This window comes from Stenotrophomonas beteli (genome assembly GCF_001431665.1).
Classification (GTDB): domain Bacteria; phylum Pseudomonadota; class Gammaproteobacteria; order Xanthomonadales; family Xanthomonadaceae; genus Stenotrophomonas; species Stenotrophomonas beteli.
Window position 1 is genome coordinate 1 of the sequence record NZ_LLXV01000037.1, and the last position, 24,450, is coordinate 24,450.

Consider the following 24,450-nt stretch of genomic DNA (forward strand, 5'->3'; position numbering starts at 1 on the left):
CGCAGGGGGCTCTGCCCCCGGCCCCGGCTACCCCCGATTCAGGCTGTTCAGGCAGAATCCCCCCAACCCCTTCCAGGATCTGCCCATGCGCATTCTGCTGCTGTCCTCCCTGCTGCTTACCGTCACCGCCTGTACCTGGGTGCCGATCGAACCGGCCGGCAAGGCGACCCGCGTGCTGCCGGCAGGGCCGGTACCGGCCGGCTGCATCGCCAAGGGCGAGGTGGTGGTGTCGGTCAAGAGCAAGGTCGGCTTCTACAACCGCAACCCGCTGCGCGTGCAGGAGGAGCTGGAAACCCTGGCCCGCAACGAGGCCCCTAGCGCCGGTGCCAACGCCGTGCAGGCCGCTGCCGCGCCCGCCGACGGCAGCCAGCGCTTTGCCGCGTTCCAGTGCCCGCCGCGCTGAACGCTTCACCATACGGGCAAGGCTGAATTCGTAAAGATGCGGTGAAAGCCCGGGGGTTATAGAATAGCGCCCCCTTTGCCTGAGCCTTGGCGCTAACCTCGATGCTCTTCAAGAATGTCTCGATCGCCGGCCTGGCACACGTCGATGCGCCGCATACGCTGACGACCAAGGAAATCAACGAACGCCTGCAGCCGACGCTGGATCGCCTGGGCATCCGCACCGACGTGCTTGGCGATATCGCCGGCGTCCACGCGCGCCGCCTGTGGGACAACGGCGTGCTGGCCTCGGACGCGGCCACCATGGCCGGCCGCAAGGCGCTGGAAGATGCCGGAATTGAAGCGACCCAGGTTGGGCTGCTGGTCAATACCTCGGTCAGCCGTGATTACCTGGAGCCGTCGACCGCGTCGATCGTGTCGGGCAATCTTGGCGTCAGCGACGAATGCATGACCTTCGACGTCGCCAATGCCTGCCTGGCCTTCATCAACGGCATGGATATCGCCGCGCGCATGATCGAGCGCGGTGATATCGACTATGCGCTGGTGGTGGATGGCGAGACCGCCAACCTGGTGTACGAGAAGACCCTGGAGCGGATGACCGCCCCGGATGTGTCCGCCGATGATTTCCGCAATGAGCTGGCGGCGCTGACCACCGGTTCGGGTGCGGCGGCGATGGTGATGGCGCGCTCGGAACTGGTGCCCGATGCGCCGCGCTACAAGGGTGGCGTGACCCGCTCGGCCACCGAGTGGAACCAGCTGTGCCTGGGCAACCTGGACCGCATGGTCACCGACACCCGCCTGCTGCTGATCGAAGGCATCAAGCTGGCGCAGAAGACCTTCGCCGCCGCCAAGATCGCACTCGGCTGGGCGGTGGAAGAACTGGACCAGTTCGTGATCCACCAGGTCAGCCAGCCGCACACCGCCGCGTTCATCAAGAACTTCGGCATCGACCCGAAGAAGGTCATGACCATCTTCGGTGAGCACGGCAACATCGGTCCGGCCTCGGTGCCGATCGTGCTGAGCAAGCTCAAGCAGCTGGGCAAGCTGAAGAAGGGCGATCGCATCGCGCTTCTGGGCATCGGCTCGGGCCTGAACTGCTCGATGGCTGAAGTGGTCTGGTAAGCAACCCGCTGCCCGATCTCCTGTAGAGCCGAGCCATGCTCGGCTCACGCGCGCAGCGCGGCTCTTCCGCAGCGGACCGGAGAGCAGCCGAGCATCGGCTCGGCTCTACATTGCGCCGCGACTCTCCTTAGGTGCTCCGCATGCGCGATCTTCCCGGTTACCCCGCCCACCCGCAGCGCTTCGAGGTTCGCCCCGGCCTGTCGATGAACTATCTCGACGAAGGCCCGCGCGACGGCGAGGTGGTGGTGATGGTGCATGGCAACCCGTCGTGGAGCTATTACTGGCGCACCCTGGTGGCCGGCCTGTCGGACAGGTACCGCTGCATCGTGCCGGACCACATCGGCATGGGCCTGTCGGACAAGCCCGATGACAGCCGCTACGAATACACCCTGCAGTCGCGCGTGGATGATCTTGATGCACTGCTCAGGCATCTGGGCATCACCGGCCCGGTCACCCTGGCCGTGCACGACTGGGGCGGCATGATCGGCTTCGGCTGGGCGCTGTCGCACCACGACCAGGTGAAGCGCCTGGTGGTGCTCAACACGGCCGCTTTCCCGATGCCGGCGGCGAAGAAGATGCCGTGGCAGATCGCGCTGGGCCGCCACTGGAAGATCGGCGAGTGGATCATCCGCACCTTCAACGCCTTCTCCTCCGGCGCCTCGTGGCTGGGCGTGGAGCGCAAGATGCCGGCCGATGTGCGCCGCGCCTATGTGTCGCCGTACAACAGCTGGGCCAACCGCATCAGCACCATCCGTTTCATGCAGGACATCCCGCTGTCGCCGGCCGACAAGGCGTGGTCGCTGCTGGAACGCGCCGGCAAGGCACTGCCCTCGTTCGCCGACCGCCCGGCCTTCCTCGGCTGGGGCCTGCGCGACTTCGTGTTCGACCACCATTTCCTGAAGGGTTTCCAGGCCGCGCTGCCGCAGGCCCAGGTGCACGTCTTCGAGGATGCCGGCCATTACGTGCTGGAAGACAAGCACGAGGTGCTGGTGCCTGGGATCCGCGCGTTCCTGGACGCCAACCCGATCTGATCGGTTCCCGGGGCGGATCCCGGTAGTGCCGGCCGCTGGCCGGCCAGCGCGCACTACGCGCCGGGTTCATGAGGTTGCCGGCCAGCGGCCGGCACTCCCCCTACGCGGCGACTGGCGCCTGCGGTGGCGAGGACGGGCTGTTGCCGTTGTCATCCGGATGGTCGTCGTCGTTGTCGGCCGCGTCGCGCCAGCGCCAGTCGGCCGGTGTCAGCGGGTCCAGCCCATAGGCGATGCGTGCCTTGTCACACTGCGGGCTGGCCTTGCCGTACTCCCACGATGCGTCCACCTCGCGGCATACGCTGGGCCGGTTGGGGTGGATGGTGCAGCGCGAATACACGCCGATCTGCGCATCCAGCGCCACGCAGCGCACCGGCTTGGAATGGGTGCCGCGCATGCACAGGCGGTGCGGGTCCAGTACTTCGGTGAGCTGGTGTGGCACGCCGCCGGGGGTGACCTCGTCCGATTCCATCCAGTGGAAGGCCACGCGGTATTGGGTGCAGCAGGCGCCGCAGGTCATGCAGGGATGTTGCATGGGCAAGCCGCCTCGGGCGGCAGTCGGAATCGGGAACGAGGGAGCGGATTTTCCACGAAGCGGGCCGTCGCGCAAGAAATTCCGTAAGCGGCGACAATGAACGGATGAACCGACCCTGCAATATCGCCGCACGGCTGCCTGAACTGGCGCGTGAACGCCCCGACCAGATCGCCATCCGCTGTCCGGGCCGCCGTAGCGCCGGCAATGGCATGGCCGCCTACGATGTCACCCTCACCTACCGTCAGCTGGACGCCCGCAGCGATGCCATGGCCGCCGGCCTCGCTGGCTACGGGATCGGCCGTGGCGTGCGCACGGTGGTGATGGTGCGGCCGTCACCGGAGTTCTTCCTGCTGATGTTCGCGCTGTTCAAGCTGGGTGCGGTGCCGGTACTGGTCGATCCGGGCATTGACCGGCGCGCGCTGAAGCAGTGCCTGGACGAGGCGCAGGCCGAAGCCTTCATCGGCATTCCGCTGGCCCATGTGGCGCGGCTGGCGCTGCGCTGGGCACCCTCGGCCACCCGCCTGGTCACGGTTGGGCGCCGGCTGGGCTGGGGTGGCACCACCCTGGCCGCACTGGAGCGCGCCGGGGCCAGCGCCGGGCCGATGCTGGCCGGCACCGATGGCGAGGACATGGCCGCGATCCTGTTCACCAGTGGCTCCACCGGTGTGCCCAAGGGCGTGGTTTACCGCCACCGCCACTTCGTCGGCCAGATCCAGCTGCTGGGCAGTGCCTTCGGCATGGAAGCGGGCGGGGTGGACCTGCCGACCTTCCCCCCGTTCGCGTTGTTCGATCCAGCGCTGGGGCTGACCTCGGTGATTCCGGACATGGACCCGACCCGGCCGGCACAGGCCGACCCGGCGCGCCTGCACGATGCCATCCAGCGTTTCGGCGTGACCCAGCTGTTCGGCTCGCCTGCATTGATGCGGGTGCTGGCCCGGCACGGCCGGTCGCTGACGGGCGTGACCCGGGTGACCTCGGCCGGTGCGCCGGTGCCGCCGGACGTGGTGGCCACCATCCGCAGCCTGCTGCCGGCCGACGCGCAGTTCTGGACGCCTTACGGTGCCACCGAGTGCCTGCCGGTGGCGGTGGTCGAAGGCCGCGAGCTGGAGCGTACGCGGGCGGCCACCGAGGGCGGTGCCGGCACCTGCGTGGGCAGCGTGGTTGCACCGAACGAGGTGCGCATCATCGCCATCGACGATGCGCCGCTGGCCGACTGGTCGCAGGCGCGCGTGCTGGGCGTGGGCGAGGTGGGTGAGATCACCGTGGCCGGGCCGACGGCCACCGACAGCTACTTCAACCGCCCGCAGGCCACCGCGGCGGCGAAGATCCGCGAGACGCTGGCCGATGGCAGCACGCGCGTGGTCCATCGCATGGGCGACGTCGGTTATTTCGATGCGCAGGGTCGCCTGTGGTTCTGCGGTCGCAAGACCCAGCGCGTTGAAACCGCGCGCGGGCCGCTGTACACCGAACAGGTCGAGCCGGTGTTCAACACCGTGGCCGGCGTGGCGCGTACTGCGCTGGTCGGCGTCGGTGCCCCGGGTGCGCAGGTACCGGTGCTGTGCGTGGAACTGCAGCGTGGCCAGTCCGACAGCCCGGCCCTGCAGGACGCCCTGCGCGCGCAGGCCGCCGCCCGCCTGCCCGAGGCCGGCCTGCAGCACTTCCTGGTGCATCCGGCGTTCCCGGTCGATATCCGTCACAACGCCAAGATCGGCCGCGAGAAGCTCGCCGCCTGGGCCAGCGCCGAACTGGAGAAGCGCGCATGAAGATCCTGGTCACCGGTGGGGGTGGTTTCCTGGGCCAGGCGCTGTGCCGCGGGCTGGTTGAACGCGGCCACCAGGTGCTGGCGTTCAACCGCAGTCATTACCCGGCGCTGCAGGCCCTGGGCGTGGGCCAGATCCGCGGCGACCTGGCCGATGCGCAGGCGGTACTGCATGCGGTGGCCGGAGTCGATGCGGTATTCCACAACGGTGCCAAGGCCGGCGCGTGGGGCAGCTATGACAGCTACCACCAGGCCAACGTGGTCGGCACCGACAACGTGATCGCGGCCTGCCGCGCGCATGGCATCGGCAGGCTGGTCTACACCTCCACGCCCAGCGTGACCCACCGCGCCACCCACCCGGTGGAAGGCCTGGGTGCCGACGAAGTGCCCTACGGCGAGGATTTCCAGGCCCCGTATGCGGCCACCAAGGCGATTGCCGAACAGCGCGTGCTGGCTGCCAACGACGCCTCGCTGGCGACGGTGGCGTTGCGCCCGCGCCTGATCTGGGGCCCGGGCGACCAGCAGCTGGTGCCGCGCCTGGCCGAACGTGCGCGGCATGGCCGCCTGCGCCTGGTCGGCGATGGCAGCAACAAGGTCGATACCACCTATATCGACAACGCCGCACTGGCGCACTTCCTCGCTTTCGAAGCGCTGGCCCCCGGCGCGGCCTGCGCAGGCAAGGCGTACTTCATTTCCAACGGCGAGCCGCTGCCGATGCGCGAGCTGGTCAACAAGCTGCTGCAGGCGGTGGGTGCCCCCACCGTGGACAAGGCGATCAGCTTCAAGACCGCCTACCGCATCGGTGCCGTGTGCGAGCGGCTGTGGCCGCTGCTGCGCCTGCGTGGGGAACCGCCGCTGACCCGCTTCCTGGCCGAACAGCTGTGCACGCCACACTGGTACAGCATGGAACCGGCGCGTCGCGATTTCGGCTACGTGCCGCAGGTCAGCATCGAAGAAGGCCTGCGCAGGCTGAAGGCTTCATCTGCTGCATAGATCGCCATCACTGGTTGCACACCGCCGGATCGGGAGGATGGACCCACGCCATCCAAGGCTCGACCACCCGCGAGGAGCGCCATGCTGCACTACGCCATTATTTTCTTTGTCATCGCCATCATCGCCGCCGTTCTGGGTTTCTCCGGAATTGCCGGCGCCGCAACGAACATCGCCTGGATCCTGTTCGTGGTGTTCCTGATCCTTGCGGTGATCTCGATGTTCCGCAAGCGCGGCTAGCCGGTAGTGCCGGCCGCTGGCCGGCATCGGTTTCCGCAGAGTCGAGCCATGCTCGACTCTGCGGGCGATCACCACGTTACACAGCGCTGTGCAGTCCGCGATCAGCTTCGTGGCGCTCCAGCGCCAGTTCGATCAGGCGGGTGATCAGCGTCGTGTAGTCGATGCCGCTGGCGCCCCACAGCTTCGGGTACATGCTGATACGGGTGAAGCCCGGCAGCGTGTTGACCTCGTTGATGATGATCTCACCGCCTGCGGTGAGGAATACGTCCACCCGCGCCATGCCCGCGCACTCCAGCGCCTGGTAGGCCTGCAGCGCGATCTGCTGGATGCGTGCCTGGGTGCCGGCATCGATATCGGCCGGCACCACCACCTCGGCGCCATCTTCGTTGATGTACTTGGTGTCGTAGGCGTAGAACTCGTCGTGCACCACCACCTCGCCGCACAGGCTGGCCTGCGGATGCGCGTTGCCCAGCACGGCACACTCGATCTCGCGGCCAACCACCGCCGACTCCACCAGCACCTTGTGGTCGTAGCGCAGCGCCAATGCCAGTGCCTCGGCGAAGCCTGCCGCATCCTTGACCTTGCTCACGCCCACCGACGAGCCCTGGTTGGCCGGCTTCACGAACAGCGGCAGGCCGAGCTGCGCGATCACCGCATCGGCATCGACTGCCGCCGCCTGATGGCGACGGATGCACAGCCACGGTGCTACCTGCAGGCCGGCATCGCGCAGCAGGCGCTTGGTTACGTCCTTGTCCATCGCCACGGCCGAGCCCAGCACCGGCGAACCGACGAAGGGCAGGCCGGCCATGCGCAGCAGCCCCTGCAGCGCACCGTCCTCGCCCAGCGGCCCGTGCACGATCGGCAGCACCACATCGATCTGGCCGAGCGCGGTGGACGCCTGCACCGGTTGCAGCTGCGCCTGCCCGGCCCCCGGCCGCAGCGCCAGCGTGGTGCCGGAAGGACGCAGCGCGATGCGTGCCGGATCATCGGCATTGAGCAGGAAGGTGTCCGGCTGGCTCAGGTGCCACTGGCCCTGCTTGTCGATGCCGATCAGCACCGGCTCGAAGCACTCGCGGTCGAGCGCGTCGAGGATGTTCTTCGCCGATTGCAGCGAAACTTCGTGCTCGGAGGAGGTGCCCCCGAAGATGATGCCGACCCGGGTCCGTGCCATGGGAAATGCGATGTCCTGTGCGTTGCGTGGCCTCATAGCATGAACCTTCACCGGCCCTCCGCGTGAGGCACAGATGAACCGGATATCCAACCACGCATGGCGTGGATCTACCGTGTCGACCAAGGTCGACACCTACCAACAGCCGAGGAAATCTGTCGAAGGCGGGGTGGGTCCGGTTGCGGGGGCGTGAGCCACATGGATGCGGCGACCGAGCCTACATGGACGTACTTGCAGCGTCCCCCCGCAACCGGCCCCCCCCGCCATCCCACGGATAACCAGCTTTTGATGTTGATCTTGCCCGCCAGCGGCCGGTGCCTCTGCGGGCGCCGGGCGGCAGCCCGGCCCAAGCCCCGCACCCACGCAGGTAGAATGCGCACATGGCTCTTTCCCTGCTCAAGTCCCTCAAGCCGGCCGCCGGCCGCGCGCTGCAGATCGCCCTGAACCGCGCGCTGGCGCTGGATCCGGATACCCGTCTTGCGCTGGCCGGCCTCGATGGCCGGCACATCGACCTGACCCTGGAGGCGCCTTCGCTGGCGATGCGCATCAGCGTCCAGGGTGATCAGCTGCGGGTCGGCCCGGTGGACGCGCAGGAAGCCGATCTGGCCGTGCGCAGCAGCCTGGCAGGCGTGCTGGCGCAGCTGCCGCTGCTGGCCAACGCACGGCGTGGCGACAATCACGGCAAGGGCCGCGTGCGCGTGGCCGGCGACGCCGAGCTGGCGCGGCGCCTGCAGCAGCTGGCCAAAGGCTTTGACCCGGACTGGCAGCATCCGTTCGTGAGCGTGTTCGGCGAGGTGCTGGGCGTACAGGTGGCCAACACCCTGCGCAGCGCCCTGCAGCACGCGCGCCAGGGGATGATCGACCTGGCCCACAGTGCCGCCGAATTCATCACCGAGGAATCGCGCGACGTGGTGCCGCGTGCCGAACTGGAGGCCTTCCACGATGACGTGGATGTGCTGCGCGATGATGTCGAGCGCCTCGGCGCGCGCGTGCAGCGCCTGCGGGGTGCCGCATGAAGGCCCTGTTGCGGGCCAGCCGTATCGGCCGGGTGATCCTGCGTTACCGCCTCGACGATCTGCTGCAGGGCACCCCGGCCGAGCGCTGGTTGCGCCTGGCCAAGCCGTTCGTGCCGCGTGCCTCCGCCGCCATCGCCGCACAGTCGCGTGGCGCACGCCTGCGCCTGGCGCTGCAGGACCTGGGCCCGATCTTCGTCAAGTTCGGCCAGATCCTGTCCACCCGTCGCGATCTGGTTCCGCCGGACGTGGCCAACGAACTGACCCTGCTGCAGGACCGGGTCAAGCCGTTCGACGGCGATACCGCGCGCCGCATCGTGGAAGAAGCGCTGGGCCTGCCGGTCAGCGAAGCGTTCGCCAGTTTCGATACCGAACCGCTGGCCTCGGCCTCGATCGCGCAGGTGCACGCGGCCACCCTGGCCGATGGCCGCCAGGTGGTGGTCAAGGTGCTGCGCCCGGGCATCGAGAAGCAGATCGATGCCGACATCGCGTTGCTCAATTCGCTGGCCACGCTGGTCGAGCGCACCCATCCGCGGGCCGACAAGATCCGGCCACGCGAAGTAGTGGCCGAGGTGGAAAACACGCTGGCCGCCGAGCTGGACCTGCAGCGCGAAGGCGCCAATGCCAGCGTGCTGCGCCGCTTCTGGGAAAACAGCGACGACCTGTACGTGCCGGAAGTGATCTGGAGCCACACCGCCGAGCGCGCGCTGACCCTGGAACGCGTGTGGGGCATCCCCTCCGATGACATCACCGCGCTGGACAAGGCCGGCATCGACCGCAAGGCGCTGGCCGCCAAGGGCGTGCGGGTGTTCTACACCCAGGTGTTCCGCGACAACTTCTTCCACGCCGATGCGCACGCCGGCAACATCTGGGTCGACACCGATCCGGCGCGCCGCGCCAACCCGCGTTTCATCGCGCTGGACTTCGGCATCATGGGCCAGCTGTCGCAGGAAGATCAGTACTACCTGGCCGAGAATTTCATGGCCATCTTCAACCGCGACTACCGCCGCATCGCCGAGCTGCACGTGCAGGCACGCTGGATGCCCGATCACGTGCGCATCGATGATCTGGAAGCGGCCGTGCGCTCGGTGTGCGAACCGTACTTCACCCGGCCGCTGTCGCAGATCTCGCTGGCCGAAGTGCTGATGAAGCTGTTCCGCGTGGCCCAGCGCTACCAGCTGACCCTGCAGCCGCAGCTGATCCTGCTGCAGAAGACCCTGCTGAATATCGAAGGCGTGGGCCGCCAGCTGGACCCGCAGATCGATATCTGGGCGGTGGCCAAGCCGGTGCTGGCGAAAATCCTGCGCGAGCGCTACAGCCCGCGCCGGGTGGTGCGCGAGATCGGCAAGCGCCTGCCGGAAATCATGACCCACGCGCCGGACATGCCACGCCTGGTGCATGCCTGGTTGACCCAGCAGGTGGAGGGCCGGCACGAACTGGCGATGCGCTCGCGCGATCTGGTCGCGCTCGATGCCAGCGTGCAGCGCCTGCAGAAGCGTGCGGTCGGCGCGATCACCGGAGTCGGCCTGCTGGCCATTGCCGCATTGATGTACGTGTTGCAGCCGCCGGGCTGGTACTGGGGTGACCTGCCGATGTGGAGCTGGTTGTCCGGTGCGGTGGGCGCGGTGGCGCTGGCGCGCGCGTGGTGGAAGTAACCGCCGTGCTGCAGGCGCTCAAGGATGAGCTGGCACGCTTTGGTGCCGACAACGACGCCCGCGAGCACGCGCGTGGCCGCCGCATGCTCAACATCACGCCCGATACCGGCGAGTTCCTGTCGGTGCTGGTCCGCTTCGGCGCTGCACGGCGGGTGCTGGAAATCGGCACCTCCAACGGCTATTCCACGCTGTGGCTGGCCGAGGCTGCCACAGCCATTGATGGCCATGTGACCACGCTGGAATACGCCGAGGACAAGGTGGCGATGGCACGTGACACCTTCGCGCGCAGTGGCCTGGCCGATCGCATCACGCTGGTCCACGACGATGCCGGGTCGTGGCTGGCACACGCCGCCGATGCCAGCATTGACCTGCTGTTCCTCGATTCGGACCGCGAACAGTACGCCGGCTGGTGGCCGCAGCTGCGCCGCGTGCTGCGGCCCGGTGGGCTGCTGGTGGTGGACAACGCCACCTCGCATGCGGAACAGATGGAACCGCTGCGAGCGCTGCTGGCCGCAGACGCGGACTTCAGCACCGGCCTGGTGCCGGTGGGCAACGGCGAGTTGCTGGCCGTGCGCAACGCCTGACTGCTCTACAGAGGTGGGTGCCAACCCTGGTTGGCACGCTGTTGCCGGTCGCGCCGGGCAGCCGAGCATGGGCTCGGCTCTACAGTAAGCAGGCCCTTATAATCCCGCGGTGAGCACCGAACCCGATACCCTCGCCGTGGTCGAGACTGAAACCGCGCCCCTGCAGCTGCTGCACCTGGATGAACGCCTGGCCGTGGTCAACAAGCCTGCCGGGCTGATGGTCCATGACAGCAAGCTGGCCCGTGGCGAAGACGATTTCCTGGCCGACCGCCTGCGCGAGCAGCTGGGCCGCCCGATCTTCCTCGTGCATCGCCTGGACCGGGCCACCAGCGGCTGCCTGCTGCTGGCCTTCGACCGCGAGACCGCCAGTGCGTTGGGCAAGGCGCTGATGGGCGGCGACGTGCTGAAGGACTACCTGACGGTGTGCCGCGGCTGGCCGGCCGAGCTGTCCTGGCAGGTCGATCACGATCTGGACGGTGGGCCGGGGAAGCCGGTGAAGAAGCCGGCGATCACCGACTTCCAGCGCCTGGCGACCGGCGAGCTGTCGGTGCCGGTCGGTGAGTTCAGCAGCTCGCGTTACGCGCTGCTGCGCTGCCAGCCGCAGACCGGGCGATTCCGGCAGATCCGCCGGCACCTCAAGCACCTGTCGCATCACATGATCGGCGACACCAGCCACGGTGATGGCCGCCACAACCGCATCTTCCGCATGCAGGGCGTGCACCGCATGCTGCTGCATGCCGAGCGCCTGCGCTTTCCGCATCCGGAGGGCGGCACTGTGGATGTACGTGCGCCGCTGGACCGTGAGTTCCAGAAAGCGCTGGACCTGTTTGGCTGGCAGGTGGATATCGCCTGACGGTAGTGCCGGCCGCTGGCCGGCAGCCGTCTGATTCCCGTTGTCCTGGGATTGCCGGCCAGCGGCCGGCACTACCTCATTTCTTTTCCGGTTCGTTGACGATGGCTTCCAGGTCCTTCTGCAGGTCCGCGAACAGCGGCTGCATGCGCGCCTGGATGGCCACCATCACGTTCTGCATCAGCGCCGGGGTCTTGTCCAGCAGGCTCTGGCCGGCCGAACTCTCGTAGAACTCGGCCATCGCCAGCACGTCTTCCTTGCTGAAGGTCTTCTTGTACAGGTCCACGTACATCGGCCGCAGCTGCTGCCACGACAGGGCCTGGCGCAGGGTCTGGCTGGTGCGGGCCTGGATCCGCTTGAGCTGTTCCTGCTGCTGCGCGTTGAGCTGGCGCTGCGCGGCCACCTGCTGGAACTGCTGCTGCTGCATCGCCTCGATCTGCGGCAGCATGGTGTCGATCATGCTCTGCGCGCGCGAGGCCGACAGCAGGCGGTTGATGTCGCCATCGGTCGGCGGCGCGGCCAGGGCCGGAACGCTGGCCACGGCCAGCGCCAGCAACAGGGCGGCGCGGCGCAGCAGGGCGGGTGCGAAGCGGGTCATGCGGAGCTTCCTGCGGTACATGGGATGGCCAGCATACCCGCAGCCAAGGCGAAGGCGGCGTGTTCGATGCCTGATCGGCGGCATACGGTGCGCGATGTCGCACTCCGGTACGTGGCTGCCGCTACAATGCGCGGATGGGCAGTGGACCGGTCACCATCAGCGCGCAGCTTGAAATCCCCGACGGCGAGATCGTCGAGCGGTTCGTGCGCGCCAGTGGCGCCGGCGGCCAGAACGTCAACAAGGTGTCCACCGCGGTGGAACTGCGTTTCGATGTGGCCAACTCGCCCTCGTTGCCCGAACCGTTGCGGCTGCGCCTGCTGGCGCGGCGTGACCGGCGGATGACCGGCGAAGGCGTGCTGGTCATCGATGCGCAACGTTTCCGGACCCAGGATCGCAATCGCGAGGATGCGCGCGAGCGGCTGGCGGCCTTCATCCAGGCCGGGCTGAGCGTGCCCAAGCCGCGCAAGGCCACCAAGCCGACCCTCGGGTCGAAACTGCGTCGTCTGGACGCCAAACGCGGGCGCGCGCAGATCAAGCGCGGGCGCTCATCACGTGACTGGGAGTGATTGCTTGAACAAGCCGACTTCGTTGCTGCCGGCCGTGCCGCCGCAGATGCCGCAGGTCAAACCCAACGCCTTCCTGCGCTGGCTGGCGCGCTGCACCCTGCGCATGGGCGGCTGGAAGGTGACCGGCACCCTGCCTGACATCCCCCGCCTGGTCTTCATCATCGCCCCGCACTCGTCCAACTGGGACGGGCTGTGGGGCATGGCCGCCAAGATCGCACTGGGCATGAAGGTGAAGGTGCTGGGCAAGGCCTCGCTGTTCTGGTGGCCGTTGGGCCCGCTGCTGCACAGGCTCGGCGTGATCCCGCTGGACCGCAGCTCGCCGCAGGGCACGGTGGGCCAGGCGGTGGACCTGCTGCGCAACAACGAGAAGATGTGGTTCGCCATCACCCCCGAGGGCACCCGCAAGGCGGTGAAGGACTGGAAGGCCGGCTTCCTGAAGATCGCGCGGATGGCCGACGTGCCGATCCTGGCCGCCTATTTCCACTACCCCGAGAAGACCATCGGCATCGGCCCGTTGTTCACGCCCAGCGGCGATGATGCTGCCGACATGGCCGCCATCCGCGAGTTCTACCGGCCGTGGATGGGCAAGACCCGCGGCACCGTCTGAGCCGCCCGCGGGCGGCCGCCTAGACGCCACGTCCGGCACATGCCGGGCATGCGCGACAGGAGTAGGGTGGAGGGCTGGTATCCCGTACCGTCTGCCCAAGGAGCGTTCCACATGTCGCGTACCGTAGTCCTGGCCGCCGCCATCAGCCTGGCGCTGGCGGCCTGTTCCGGCAAGGAGTCCACCCCCGTGTCCGATGCACAGAAGACCCCGGCCCAGCAGCCGGCCGAAGCGTCCACCAATCCGCTGCTGAGCGCCAGCACGCTGCCGTTCCAGGCGCCGCAGTTCGACAAGATCAAGGACAGCGACTACCTGCCGGCGTTCGAAGAAGGCATGCGCCAGCACCTGGCCGATGTGCGCAAGATCGCCGACAGCAGCGAACCGGCCACTTTCGACAACACCATCGTGGCGATGGAGCGCAGCGGCGAGACCCTGACGCGCGTGTCGCGCATCTTCTTCGGCCTGGTGCAGGCCGATACCAACGACGCACGCCAGAAGATCCAGGAAGAGGTGGCGCCGAAGCTGGCCGCACACCAGGACGAGATCAACCTCGACCCGAAGCTGTTCGCCCGCGTGAAGTCGATCTATGACCAGCGCGACACGCTGGAGCTGGACCCGGTGCAGAAGCGCCTGGTCGAGCACTACTACGATGGCCTGGTGCGCGCCGGTGCGCAGCTGTCCGACGCTGACAAGGCGACCCTGCGCAAGCTCAACGTGGAAGAGACCACCCTCTCCACCCAGTTCCACACCCGCCTGGTGGCTGCCACCGCTGCGGCGGCCGTGGTTGTCGACGACAAGGCCAAGCTGGCCGGCCTGGACGAGGATGCGATCAACAACGCCGCGGCCGCCGCGAAGGACCGCAAGCTGGATGGCAAGTTCCTGCTGCCGCTGCAGAACACCACCCAGCAGCCGGTGCTCGGCTCGCTGAGCGACCGCGACCAGCGCGCCGCCGTGCTGAAGGCCTCGGAAACCCGCGCCGAGCGCGGCGATGCCAACGACACCCGGCAGACCGTGCAGCGCCTGGCCCAGCTGCGTGCGCAGAAGGCCAAGCTGCTCGGTTTCGACACCTTCGCCGACTACCAGCTGGGCGACCAGATGGCCAAGACCCCGGCCGCCGCGCTGAAGCTGCTGACCGACACCGTACCGGCCGCCACCGCCAAGGCCCGCGCCGAAGCCGGCGAGATCCAGAAGGTGATCGACGCGCAGAAGGGCGGCTTCCAGGTCGCCGCGTCGGACTGGGATTTCTACGCCGAGCAGGTGCGCAAGGCCAAGTACGATCTGGATGAGTCGCAGATCAAGCCGTACTTCGAACTGGATAACGTGCTGCAGAACGGCGTCTTCTACGCCGCTACCCAGCTGTACGGCATCACCTTCAAGCCGCGCACCGACATCCCGACCTACAACCCGGACATGAAGGTGTACGAGGTGTTCGACAAGGACGGCACCTCGCTGGCGCTGTTCTACACCGATTACTTCAAGCGTGACAGCAAGTCCGGCGGCGCCTGGATGGACGTGTTCGTCGAACAGGACGGCCTGACCGGTGCCAAGCCGGTGGTCTACAACGTCTGCAACTTCACCAAGCCGGCCGCCGGCCAGCCTGCGCTGATCAGCTTCGACGACGTCACCACCATGTTCCATGAGTTCGGCCATGCACTGCATGGCATGTTCTCGAACGTGAAGTACCCGTCGATCGCCGGTACGGCCACGTCGCGTGATTTCGTCGAGTTCCCGTCGCAGTTCAACGAGCACTGGGCGCTGGACCCGAAGGTGTTCGCCAACTACGCCAAGCACTACAAGACCGGCGAGGCGATGCCGCAGGAACTGGTCGACAAGATCCTCAAGGCGCGCAGCTTCAACCAGGGCTATGCGACCACCGAGTACCTGTCGGCCGCACTGCTGGACCTGGCCTGGCACACGCAGAAGGCCGATGCGCCGCTGCAGGATGTCGGCGCCTTTGAAGCCAGCGCGCTGAAGAAGTTCAAGGTCGACCTGCCGCAGGTGCCGCCGCGTTACCGCACCACCTACTTCGACCACATCTGGGGTGGCGGTTACTCGGCCGGTTACTACGCCTACTTCTGGGCCGAAGTGCTCGACCATGACGCCTACCAGTGGTTCACCGAGCACGGTGGCCTGACGGCCGCCAACGGCCAGGAGTTCCGCGACAAGATCCTCTCGCGCGGCAACAGCGTGGAGCTGTCGACCCTGTACCGCGATTTCCGCGGCAAGGACCCGTCGGTGGAGCCGCTGCTGAAGTTCCGCGGGCTGAAATAAGAAAACGAAAACGGCGGGGGAAACCCCGCCGTTTTTCATTATGTAGCGTCGAGCCATGCTCGACTGGTTTTTGTAGAGCCGAGCCCATGCTCGGCTGATGCTTCCTGGAAGGGCAGCCGAGCAAGGGCTCGGCTCTACAAGGGCGGGAAAGCCAGTCGGGCATGGCTCGACTCTACAGAAGCGCGTTAGGTCCCCACGTGCACCCGGTTGGCCTGTTCGGCCAACCCCAGGTGGTCCAGCGCGATATCCAGCGCCAGTACGTAGCTCTGCGCGCCATACCCGGCGGCGATGCCCAGGCGCTGGCCGACACCGGCCGGCAGGCACGGCTCGGCCACCGCGCCGTCGTCATGCACTTCCACGTAGGCGTTGTGCAGGTAGGGCAACAGGCGTTGCAGGCGCAGGCTGTTGGCACACGCACCCGGATCGAGCAGGGTTACCTCGCCGCGGCTGTGGTCAGCCACGCGCAGCGCATCCAGCAGCTCCTGCTCCGAACCGCAGGCGCGGATCGCCACGCTGGTGCCGGCGTCGATCGCACGATGCACCAGCGATTTCAGTACCGGTGCCGGCAGCGGCATGGCAGTGCGGATCAGCGCACCGGCGGCTTCCGGGCCACGGATGATGAAGATCGACATGGCTCAGCCCTCCTGCGCCAGGCGACGGCCGACAATGGCCAGCGACAGCGGATAGCCGGCCTGTTGGCTGCGCTGGTCGATCACCACGGCAGCCGGCCCGTGCTGCAGGCGCAGGCGCGCATCCAGGCCGCGCTCGCTCGGCGCCTGCAACTCGATGTACTGCGCCGGCAGCCGTTCCAGTGCCGCTTGCAGTGCGCCACCCTCGGCCTGCCACTGCGCTTCGTCGGCCACACCGACATCCAGCAGTACCCAGTCGGCCGAGCGTGCCTGCGGCTGGCACAGGCATTGGCGCACTTCGGACAGGCTGGCGCAGTCGCTGCACAGCACGCGGTGGCCGGACAGCTGCGCCGGCAGCTGCGGGCGCGGTGCCGACGCAGGCGCGTGGCGGATCACCAGGAGGGTCATACAACACCTTGCGGAATGCGCCCTGCGGCGCGGTGGGCACACGATGCGCGCGCTGCCCGTAAAGGTGCGATGCCGGCGGCCGGGCCGGGGCGTAAAACCTGCGTAACCCTTCCTGTAGAGCCGAGCCTACGCTCGGCTGCTCTGCGCCCCAGTCGGGCAACCTCGACGCTACAAGGAACAAGCCGAGCGTGGGCTCGGCTCTACAGGACCGCGGCGCGGGAACCTCTCCGGCCCGGATGTGGTCTGATGCCGATACCATCTACCCGGAGCCTGTCATGGATGCTGTTGCCCGCCCCCCCTTTTTCGAACGCGCGCTGGCCTGGCTGAAGAAGGAGGCGCTGCCGCTGCTGGTGATGCTCGGCCTGCTCGCCGCCGCGCGCGATACGCTGGCCAACCACTACGTGGTGCCGAGCGGTTCGATGCAACCCACCCTGCAGCCCGGCGACCGGGTGGTGGTGGACATGCGCGCCTATGGCCTGCGCCTGCCGTTCACCGGCAAGGAACTGCTGGCCACCGGCACCCCGCAACGCGGCGAGGTGGCGGTGTTCGATTCGCCGGCCGACGGCACCCGGCTGATCAAGCGCATTGCTGCGGTCGCCGGTGACCATGTGCAGATGCGCGAGGGCCACCTGAGCATCAATGGCCAGCCGCTGCAGATGGCCGACCTGCAGGACGTGGAAGCCTTCGGCGAGCGTCGCGCCCGCCTCGACCTGGACATGGGCGGTGGGCCGGACATCGCCGATCTGGTGGTGCCGGCCGGCAAGCTGCTGGTGCTGGGTGACCACCGTGGCAACAGCTTCGATGGGCGCTTCTTCGGGTTCGTCGACGCCGACAAGGTCTATGGCCGCGCGGTGGCGGTGTATTACCGCCGTGGCGACGGCTTCGAGTGGCAGCGCCTGTAGGCTGAATTGATACTTTTCATATATCAATCATGATCCAACGGGTTATGGATCGACTGGATGGACGGGCCTAGTCTGGGCCCGTTCCTCTCCACCTGGCCGCCCCCACCGACCCATCGATCCCATGACTGGCGAAACCGCGGCGACCATTGAGGGCCGCCCTTCCACTCGCGATACCGGCACCGACACCCGCATCCAGCAGGGCACGCCGGCCTTCCGCCGCACCGCGCTGGCGTTGTTCCTGGCCGGCTTCTCCACCTTTGGCCTGCTGTACACGGTGCAGCCGCTGCTGCCCGAGTTCAGCCGCCACTTCGGTGTGTCCGCGGCCGGCAGCGCGATGTCGCTGTCGCTGACCACCGGCACGCTGGCGGTGGCGATGCTGCTGGCCGGCCTGCTCTCCGATGCCGTGGGCCGCCGCCCGTTGATGATCGCCGCCTTGCTGGCTTCGGCCGTGCTGTCGCTGTGCACCGCACTGGTGGATGACTGGACCATGCTGCTGGTGCTGCGCACCCTGCTCGGCCTGGCGCTGAGTGGCGTGCCGGCGGTGGCGATGACTTACCTGGTCGAGGAAATGGACAGCCGCGCGCTGGGCCTGGCGATGGGCCTGTACATCGGCGGCAACGCCATTGGTGGCATGAGCGGGCGCCTGCTGGCGGGCATCATCGCCGACCACTGGGGCTGGCGCTGGGGCATCGGTGTGGTCTCGATCATCGCCATCGCCAGCACCGTGCTGTTGTGGCTTCAACTGCCGCCCTCGCGCCATTTCCAGGCCAGGCGCGGTGGCCTGCGCCACCTGCCGTCGCGCTGGCGCACGCTGTTCGCCGACCCGGGCCTGCCGTGGCTGTTTGCCACCTCGTTCGTGCTGATGGGCGTGTTCGTCACCCTCTACAACTACCTCGGTTACCACCTGCTGGCGCCGCCGTACCACCTCAGCCAGACCGTGGTCGGGCTGATCTTCAGTGTCTACCTGGTGGGCACCTTCAGCTCGGCGTGGATGGGCCAGCAGGCCACGCGGCATGGACGTGGCCGCATCCTGTCGATCTCGTTCGCGCTGATCGGCGCCGGCATCGCGCTGCTGGCGATGCCGTGGCTGAGCACGATGGCCCTGGGCATCGCGCTGGTGACCTTCGGCTTCTTTGGCGGCCATTCGGTGGCCAGCAGCTGGGTTGGCAGCCGTGCCGGTGCGATGCGTGCCGAAGCCTCGGCGCTGTACCTGTTCGCCTATTACCTTGGGTCCAGCGTGCTGGGGGGCGTGGGCGGCCTGGCCTATGCGGCCTGGGACTGGCGTGGCGTGTGCGCGTTCGCCGCCGTGCTGACCCTGATGGGTGGTGGCATCGTCTGGGCGCTGCAGCAGCGCGCCCCGCAGCCGGTCACTGCGTGACGCCCGCTGGGCAGGCGGCTTTGCCGAGGTAGAGTCGACTGTTAGTCGAATGCTCTTCCATCAGATCGCAAAACCCCGCGCTGCGCGCGATAGTCGACTAACAGTCGACTCTACCGGCGAACGCTCCGCGCAGCAGCCCGGCGAAGTTGCGGATCAACGGCGTCACCCGTTCGCGATGCCAGGCCAGCTGCACCTCCGAATGCGCACCGGCATCGGCCAGTGCCACGAAGCGCGCGCCTTCCACCCGGATGTGATCGCATGACGAGGGCAGGATAGCCGCACCGAGCCCTGCAGCGGCCAGGCTGATCAGGGTCGAGGCTTCACCCGCTTCCTGCACGATGCGCGGCGTGAACCCGGCGGCCGCGCACAACGCGATCATGTGGTCATGGATGCCGGCGCCCGCACTGCGGCGGAACGCTACGAACGGCTCCTGCGCGAAGTCGCGCAGCGCCAGCGTGCCCTGTTTCGACAGCCTGCGCAGGGCAGGGTGGTCGGCGTGCACGATCAGCGCCAGCGGGTCGACGAACAGGCTGTGTGCTACCAGTTCCGGCGGCAGCGCGCGCTTGCGGATGATGCCGACGTCCAGCGTGCCGTCGAGCAGCGCATCGATCTGCTGCAGCGTGTTCATCTCGCTCAGCTGCAGCCGTACCTGCGGATGCTGCTGGCGGTAATGCAGGATCGAGCGCGGAATCTGCGGTGACAGCGGCGTGGCCCGGGTCAGCCCGATGTGCAGCTCGCCCTGCTCGCCGCGCTGCGCGCGCTGCACCTCGTCCACCGCCGCTTCCACCTGCTGCACGATCGCGCGCGCCCGTTCCTGCAGCAATTCGCCAGCGGCGGTCAGCTGCACCCGGCGATGGCTGCGCACGAACAGGCGCGCACCGATCCGTTCCTCCAGCTGGCGGATCTGCTGGCTGAGCGGCGGCTGCGACATGCCCAGCCGCTCCGCCGCCTGGCCGAAGTGCAGCGTATCGGCAACGGCCAGGAAGTAACGCAGATGGCGAAGTTCGATGGACATGCGGCCAGTCTATGCGTCGCCAGCCACAAATGGGGCCAGATCATTCGTACGTCATCCACGCATCGCGTGGATCTACCGTGTCGACCAAGGTCGACACCTACCCACAGCAGCAGATACCAACAGCAGCAGGAATCTGTCAGAGGCGGGGCGGTGTGGGTGGGCAGGACCGTTGGCGCCATGGATGGCGCCATCGAGCCCCCAAGGATGGGTTTACGGCGTGTCCTGCCCGCCCACACCGCCCCGCCATCCACGGATAGCAGGCTTTTGCTGTTGCTTCAGCAGGTGCAGGGCGCAGCCCTGCCGGCAAACCCTCACCGCTCCGAATGCCCGCTCTGGTCGTAATCGCGCGGGCTGAACAGCTCCGGCTGGATCAGTTCGATGAACGCCCGCGCCTGCGCCGACAGCGCCTTGCCCCGGCGCACGATCACGCCATAGCTGCGCTGGGGGAACCAACGCTTCATCGACCGCGCCGCCAGCCGTTCGCGGTCGGCCTCGTTCAGGCACAGCGCCGGCACAATGGAAATGCCCATGCCCATCGCCACGTACTGCTTGATCACCTCCCAGCCGCCCACCTCCAGCGCCACGGTGTAGGCGATGCGGTGGCGCTGGAACACCTGGTCGACCAGGCGGTAGGTGATCTGCCGCTTCGGTGGCAGCACCAGCGGATAGCGCGCGATGTCGGCCAGCTCCAGCTCACCCCCGCTGGCCAGCGGATGATCGTGCGGCGCGATCAACACCTGCTCGAAACGGTAGGCCGGGGCATAGGTCAGGTCGGCCGGCACATCGGTCATCGAGCCGATCGCCAGGTCGGCGGCATCTTCGCGCAGCAGGTCGGTACCGTCGGCGCTGATCGCGTTGTGCAGGGTCAGGCGCACGTCCGGGTGATGCAGGCGGAAGCGTTCGACGATCTTCGGCAACAGGTACAGGATGGTGGAACTGTTGGCGGCGATGTTCAGCTCGCCCGCGTCCAGGCCGCGCACCTTGTCGCGGAAGCGCGCCTCCAGCCCGTCCAGGTTCTCCACCAACGGCTGCGCCATTTCGTACAGCAGCTGGCCCTCCCGGCTGGGTACCAGGCGCCGGCCACTGCGCTCGAACAGGGGCACCCCCAGCTCCCGTTCCAGCGCCTGCAGCTGCAGGCTGATGGCGGGCTGGCTGACGAAAAGTGCCTCAGCCGCCCGTGAGACCGAACCCAGCCGCACCGTCTGGCAGAACGCGCGCAGCGGCTTCAGCCGGTCGGATTTATAGGAAAAACGCGGACTTGGCGGGGTGCGTGTGCTCATCGTGTTACGAGTATTAGCACAACTTATGTAGAACATTGCAAAAACTGTTTTGCCAAATACTCAGGCCCAGCGGCACCGTGGAGTCGTTCCCCCACCGCTGGAGTCGCCCCATGTCCGCCGTCGCTTCCGCTGTTTCCACCCCTGCCAGCAAGGCCACCCCCGGTATCGCCCTGGCGACCCGCGTGGCCGGCCAGGACATCGTGCTGCCGGCGCCGCTGCTGGCCCTGCTGGTGTCGCTGCACCGTGCGGTGGAACCGGGCCGGCAGGCACGGCTGCAGGCCCGCCGCGAGCGCCAGGCGTTCTTCGACCAGGGCGGCCTGCCGGACTTCCGCGAGGACACCGCCGCGATCCGCAGCGGCGACTGGCGCGTTGCGCCGCTGCCGGCCGCGCTGCAGGACCGCCGCGTCGAGATCACTGGCCCGACCGACCCGAAGATGGTCATCAACGCGCTGAACTCCGGCGCCAGGGTGTTCATGGCCGACTTCGAGGATTCGACCTCGCCGACCTGGCGCAACCTGCTGGCCGGGCAGCAGTCGCTGGCGGCGGCGGTGCGCGGTGATCTGCAATTCACCGCCGCCAATGGCAAGCACTACAGCCTGCGCCCCTACGATGAGCAGGCGGTGCTGATCGTGCGCCCGCGTGGCTGGCACCTGGACGAGAAGCACGTGGCGATCGATGGCCAGCCGCTGGCCGGTGGCCTGTTCGACGCGGCGGTGTTCGCCTTCCACAACGCGCGCACGTTGCAGGCCAAGGATCGCGGCCCGTACTTCTACCTGCCCAAGCTGCAGAGCATGGAAGAGGCCGCGCTGTGGGAGACCGCGCTGTCGCACATCGAAGGGATGCTCGGCCTGCCGCATGGCCAGATCAAGGTCACCGTGCTGATCGAAACGCTGCCGGCGGTGTTCGAGATGGACGAGATCCTGCACGCACTGCGTGACCGCATCGTCGGCCTGAACTGCGGGCGCTGGGACTACATCTTCTCCTACCTGAAGACCTTCCGCCGCCATGCCGACCGCGTGCTGCCCGAGCGCGGCCAGGTGACCATGACCCAGCCGTTCCTGAAGGCCTATTCGGAGCTGCTGATCCAGACCTGCCATCGCCGTGGCGCGCATGCGATGGGTGGCATGGCCGCGCAGATCCCGATCAACAACGATGCGGCCGCCAACGAACAGGCGATGGCCCGGGTGCGCGCCGACAAGCTGCGTGAAGTCAGCGCCGGCCATGACGGCACCTGGGTCGCGCACCCGGCGCTGATTCCGGTGGCGATGGCGATCTTCGACGAACACATGCCTACCGCGAACCAGCACAGCGTGCTGCGCCAGGACGTGCGCGTCGGCCGCGACGAACTGATCGCGCGCCCGCCCGGCACCATCACTCGTGCCGGCTTCGAAGGCAACGTGGAAGTCTGCGTGCGCTACCTGGCCGCGTGGCTGGATGGCAACGGCTGCGTGCCGATCCATCACCTGATGGAGGACGCGGCCACCGCCGAGATCAGCCGCAGCCAGCTGTGGCAGTGGCTGCACACGCCGGACCAGCAGCTCGACGACGGTACCGCGATCGACCTGGCCCTGCTCGACGCCACCCTGGCGCAGCTGCCGGCACGGCTGGGCGATACCCGCGCGCTGCCCGGCGGGGCCCGCATCGGCGAAGCCATCACCCTGCTGGCCGAACTGAGCCGCAGCAACGAACTGACCGATTTCCTGACCCTGCCGGCCTACGCGCGCATCGACTGACTGCCGCCCGCGTTTTCCGCCGTTTCCCTCCCCGCTGCACCAAAGAACCGAACTGGAGAAAGACATGAGCAAGCTGCCCACTGCCGAACAGATCCAGCACGACTGGGATACCAACCCGCGCTGGGAAGGCATCCAGCGCAACTACAGCGCCGCCGACGTGGTGCGCCTGCGCGGCACCGTGCACATCGAGCATTCGCTGGCCCGGTTGGGTGCGGAGAAGCTGTGGGCGTCGCTGCACGAGCGCGAGTTCGTCAACGCGCTGGGTGCGCTGACCGGCAACCAGGCGATGCAGCAGGTCAAGGCGGGCCTGAAGGCGATCTACCTGTCCGGCTGGCAGGTAGCCGCCGATGCCAACCTGGCCGGCCAGATGTACCCGGACCAGTCGCTGTACCCGGCCGATTCGGTGCCGGCGGTGGTCAAGCGCATCAACAACACCCTGCTGCGCGCCGATCAGCTGCATCACGCTGAAGGCAAGGACGACATCGACTTCCTGCAGCCGATCGTGGCCGATGCCGAAGCCGGCTTCGGCGGCGTGCTCAATGCGTTCGAACTGATGAAGGCGATGATCGAGGCCGGTGCCGCTGGCGTGCACTTCGAAGACCAGCTGGCGTCGGTGAAGAAGTGCGGCCACATGGGCGGCAAGGTGCTGGTGCCGACCCGTGAGGCGATCGAAAAGCTCAATGCCGCGCGCCTGGCCGCCGACGTGCTGGGCGTGCCGACCCTGCTGGTGGCGCGTACCGATGCCGAGGCAGCGGACCTGCTGACCAGCGACATCGACGGCAACGACAAGCCGTTCACCACCGGCGAGCGCACCGTCGAAGGCTTCTACAAGACCCGCAATGGCCTGGACCAGGCGATCAGCCGGGGCCTGGCCTATGCGCCCTATGCCGATCTGGTGTGGTGCGAGACCGGCAAGCCGGACCTGGAATTCGCACGCAGGTTTGCCGAGGCGATCCATGCGAAGTTCCCGGGCAAGCTGCTGGCCTACAACTGCTCGCCCAGCTTCAACTGGAAGAAGAACCTGGACGACGCCACCATCGCCAAATTCCAGCGCGAGCTGGGCAGCTACGGCTACAAGTTCCAGTTCATCACCCTGGCTGGCTTCCATGCACTGAACTACGGCATGTTCAACCTGGCCCATGGCTACGCGCGCCGCCAGATGAGCGCGTTCGTGGAACTGCAGGAGGCCGAGTTCGAAGCGGCCGAGCGTGGCTTCACCGCGGTCAAGCACCAGCGCGAGGTCGGCACCGGTTACTTCGATGCGGTCACCCAGGCGATCCAGCAGGGGCAGTCATCCACCACCGCATTGACCGGTTCGACCGAAGAAGAACAGTTCCACGGCGGGCGCAGCGAACGCGCCGCGTGATCCGGTCTGCCGGCCGCGGGCGGGCAACCACGTGATCCTTCGGGTACCACAGGGAAGCCGGCCAGCGGCCGGCTCTACCGAAGCCTCGAAATCCGATCAGGGTGGCCAGGGAAGGGCCAGACAACGCCGGCCGGTCGGGGGACCTGCCGGCGTTGTTGTATCCAGGCCATGGTGCGGGTTGCGTGGCGCGTCAATCCGGCGCACCGGCGCGACGGCAACTTGGCCCGATCCCTGTGAAATCCGCCATCGGCTTGATCCATCAGGAGTTTTGCGTGGACAGGGGTGACCGGAACGGGCCACGCGGCATCTTCACATCACGGACGTGCACCAAAGGCTCAAAATGGGATAGGGCGCACA

The 24,450-nt window shown here is 67.6% G+C and carries 24 protein-coding genes; 17 read left to right on the top strand and 7 right to left on the bottom strand.

Annotated features, from left to right (window positions below; genetic code table 11):
- The first annotated feature begins 85 nt into the window (after nucleotides 1-85).
- The 3 genes from ARC23_RS09335 to ARC23_RS09345 all read left to right on the top strand — a co-directional run bounded on the left by ARC23_RS09335 (nucleotide 86) and on the right by ARC23_RS09345 (nucleotide 2,552).
- A complete protein-coding gene (locus tag ARC23_RS09335; protein WP_057496977.1) occupies nucleotides 86-403 on the top strand; it encodes a DUF4156 domain-containing protein in 318 nt (105 codons plus the stop codon).
- Between the two features lie 101 nt (nucleotides 404-504).
- Nucleotides 505-1,521, top strand: a complete 1,017-nt coding sequence (locus tag ARC23_RS09340; protein WP_057496978.1) for a 3-oxoacyl-ACP synthase III — start codon at nucleotides 505-507, stop codon at nucleotides 1,519-1,521.
- Between the two features lie 140 nt (nucleotides 1,522-1,661).
- Nucleotides 1,662-2,552 (top strand): alpha/beta fold hydrolase, encoded by an 891-nt coding sequence (locus ARC23_RS09345; RefSeq protein ID WP_057496979.1) that lies wholly within the window; start codon nucleotides 1,662-1,664, stop codon nucleotides 2,550-2,552.
- A gap of 100 nt (nucleotides 2,553-2,652) precedes the next feature.
- On the opposite strand, the gene ARC23_RS09350 is transcribed toward ARC23_RS09345, so the two are convergent.
- The gene (locus ARC23_RS09350; RefSeq protein ID WP_057496980.1) at nucleotides 2,653-3,084 is read right to left on the bottom strand and encodes a YkgJ family cysteine cluster protein; all 432 of its coding nucleotides are present in this window, start codon (nucleotides 3,082-3,084) and stop codon (nucleotides 2,653-2,655) included.
- Between the two features lie 104 nt (nucleotides 3,085-3,188).
- Here ARC23_RS09350 and oleC point away from each other — a divergent pair, with 104 nt between their 5' ends.
- The 3 genes from oleC to ARC23_RS20445 all read left to right on the top strand — a co-directional run bounded on the left by oleC (nucleotide 3,189) and on the right by ARC23_RS20445 (nucleotide 6,073).
- A complete protein-coding gene (gene oleC / locus ARC23_RS09355) occupies nucleotides 3,189-4,847 on the top strand; it encodes an olefin beta-lactone synthetase (protein ID WP_057496981.1) in 1,659 nt (552 codons plus the stop codon).
- Complete coding sequence (gene oleD / locus ARC23_RS09360; RefSeq protein ID WP_057496982.1) at nucleotides 4,844-5,836, top strand: 2-alkyl-3-oxoalkanoate reductase; 993 nt, start codon at nucleotides 4,844-4,846, stop codon at nucleotides 5,834-5,836. Before oleC ends, oleD begins: the two co-directional genes overlap by 4 nt.
- Before the next feature lie 81 nt (nucleotides 5,837-5,917).
- Entirely contained in the window at nucleotides 5,918-6,073 is a 156-nt protein-coding gene (locus tag ARC23_RS20445) for a DUF1328 domain-containing protein (RefSeq protein WP_005407633.1), read from the top strand.
- Between the two features lie 76 nt (nucleotides 6,074-6,149).
- Here the strand turns inward: ARC23_RS20445 and ddlA are convergent, their stop codons facing one another.
- Nucleotides 6,150-7,244: a D-alanine--D-alanine ligase gene (gene ddlA / locus ARC23_RS09365; protein ID WP_057496983.1), complete on the bottom strand. Its 1,095-nt coding sequence runs from the start codon at nucleotides 7,242-7,244 to the stop codon at nucleotides 6,150-6,152.
- A gap of 377 nt (nucleotides 7,245-7,621) precedes the next feature.
- On the opposite strand from ddlA, the gene ARC23_RS09370 reads away from it, so the two are divergent.
- The 4 genes from ARC23_RS09370 (at nucleotide 7,622) to ARC23_RS09385 (ending at nucleotide 11,346) form a co-directional block, all read left to right on the top strand.
- Nucleotides 7,622-8,257, top strand: coding sequence for a ubiquinone biosynthesis accessory factor UbiJ (locus tag ARC23_RS09370; RefSeq protein ID WP_057496984.1), 636 nt, complete (start codon nucleotides 7,622-7,624; stop codon nucleotides 8,255-8,257).
- Nucleotides 8,254-9,909 (top strand): ubiquinone biosynthesis regulatory protein kinase UbiB, encoded by a 1,656-nt coding sequence (ubiB, locus tag ARC23_RS09375; RefSeq protein WP_057496985.1) that lies wholly within the window; start codon nucleotides 8,254-8,256, stop codon nucleotides 9,907-9,909. The genes ARC23_RS09370 and ubiB overlap by 4 nt, the downstream gene beginning before the upstream one ends.
- 5 nt (nucleotides 9,910-9,914) lie before the next feature.
- A complete protein-coding gene (locus tag ARC23_RS09380; protein ID WP_057497018.1) occupies nucleotides 9,915-10,493 on the top strand; it encodes an O-methyltransferase in 579 nt (192 codons plus the stop codon).
- 109 nt (nucleotides 10,494-10,602) lie between these two features.
- On the top strand, nucleotides 10,603-11,346 hold the full coding sequence (locus ARC23_RS09385) for a pseudouridine synthase (protein ID WP_057496986.1): 744 nt from the start codon (nucleotides 10,603-10,605) through the stop codon (nucleotides 11,344-11,346).
- Between the two features lie 76 nt (nucleotides 11,347-11,422).
- Here ARC23_RS09385 and ARC23_RS09390 read toward each other — a convergent pair whose 3' ends face one another.
- Complete coding sequence (locus tag ARC23_RS09390) at nucleotides 11,423-11,941, bottom strand: DUF2059 domain-containing protein (RefSeq protein WP_057496987.1); 519 nt, start codon at nucleotides 11,939-11,941, stop codon at nucleotides 11,423-11,425.
- Nucleotides 11,942-12,075: 134 nt separating this feature from the next.
- Between ARC23_RS09390 and arfB the strand changes: the two genes are divergently transcribed.
- The 3 genes from arfB (at nucleotide 12,076) to dcp (ending at nucleotide 15,382) form a co-directional block, all read left to right on the top strand.
- Entirely contained in the window at nucleotides 12,076-12,507 is a 432-nt protein-coding gene (arfB, locus tag ARC23_RS09395) for an alternative ribosome rescue aminoacyl-tRNA hydrolase ArfB (RefSeq protein ID WP_057496988.1), read from the top strand.
- Nucleotides 12,508-12,553: 46 nt separating this feature from the next.
- Nucleotides 12,554-13,114: a lysophospholipid acyltransferase family protein gene (locus ARC23_RS09400; RefSeq protein ID WP_235652498.1), complete on the top strand. Its 561-nt coding sequence runs from the start codon at nucleotides 12,554-12,556 to the stop codon at nucleotides 13,112-13,114.
- A 111-nt stretch (nucleotides 13,115-13,225) separates the two neighbouring features.
- On the top strand, nucleotides 13,226-15,382 hold the full coding sequence (dcp, locus tag ARC23_RS09405) for a peptidyl-dipeptidase Dcp (protein ID WP_057496990.1): 2,157 nt from the start codon (nucleotides 13,226-13,228) through the stop codon (nucleotides 15,380-15,382).
- A 185-nt stretch (nucleotides 15,383-15,567) separates the two neighbouring features.
- On the opposite strand, the gene ARC23_RS09410 is transcribed toward dcp, so the two are convergent.
- Nucleotides 15,568-16,014, bottom strand: coding sequence for a 3-dehydroquinate dehydratase (locus tag ARC23_RS09410; protein WP_004153636.1), 447 nt, complete (start codon nucleotides 16,012-16,014; stop codon nucleotides 15,568-15,570).
- A gap of 3 nt (nucleotides 16,015-16,017) precedes the next feature.
- Nucleotides 16,018-16,419 carry a hypothetical protein gene (locus tag ARC23_RS09415; protein ID WP_057496991.1) on the bottom strand — a complete coding sequence of 134 codons (402 nt, stop codon included), beginning with the start codon at nucleotides 16,417-16,419 and terminating at the stop codon, nucleotides 16,018-16,020.
- Between the two features lie 275 nt (nucleotides 16,420-16,694).
- On the opposite strand from ARC23_RS09415, the gene lepB reads away from it, so the two are divergent.
- Both lepB and ARC23_RS09425 read left to right on the top strand, forming a co-directional pair.
- Nucleotides 16,695-17,321 carry a signal peptidase I gene (gene lepB, locus ARC23_RS09420; RefSeq protein ID WP_057497019.1) on the top strand — a complete coding sequence of 209 codons (627 nt, stop codon included), beginning with the start codon at nucleotides 16,695-16,697 and terminating at the stop codon, nucleotides 17,319-17,321.
- Between the two features lie 121 nt (nucleotides 17,322-17,442).
- Nucleotides 17,443-18,699, top strand: a complete 1,257-nt coding sequence (locus ARC23_RS09425; protein WP_057496992.1) for an MFS transporter — start codon at nucleotides 17,443-17,445, stop codon at nucleotides 18,697-18,699.
- A gap of 97 nt (nucleotides 18,700-18,796) precedes the next feature.
- Here ARC23_RS09425 and ARC23_RS09430 read toward each other — a convergent pair whose 3' ends face one another.
- Entirely contained in the window at nucleotides 18,797-19,714 is a 918-nt protein-coding gene (locus ARC23_RS09430) for a LysR family transcriptional regulator (protein WP_057496993.1), read from the bottom strand.
- 311 nt (nucleotides 19,715-20,025) lie between these two features.
- Complete coding sequence (locus tag ARC23_RS09435) at nucleotides 20,026-20,994, bottom strand: LysR family transcriptional regulator (protein WP_057496994.1); 969 nt, start codon at nucleotides 20,992-20,994, stop codon at nucleotides 20,026-20,028.
- 110 nt (nucleotides 20,995-21,104) lie between these two features.
- Here ARC23_RS09435 and aceB point away from each other — a divergent pair, with 110 nt between their 5' ends.
- Nucleotides 21,105-22,727: a malate synthase A gene (gene aceB, locus ARC23_RS09440; RefSeq protein WP_057496995.1), complete on the top strand. Its 1,623-nt coding sequence runs from the start codon at nucleotides 21,105-21,107 to the stop codon at nucleotides 22,725-22,727.
- A 64-nt stretch (nucleotides 22,728-22,791) separates the two neighbouring features.
- Nucleotides 22,792-24,093 carry an isocitrate lyase gene (gene aceA / locus ARC23_RS09445; RefSeq protein WP_019337654.1) on the top strand — a complete coding sequence of 434 codons (1,302 nt, stop codon included), beginning with the start codon at nucleotides 22,792-22,794 and terminating at the stop codon, nucleotides 24,091-24,093.
- Nucleotides 24,094-24,450: the final 357 nt, after the last annotated feature.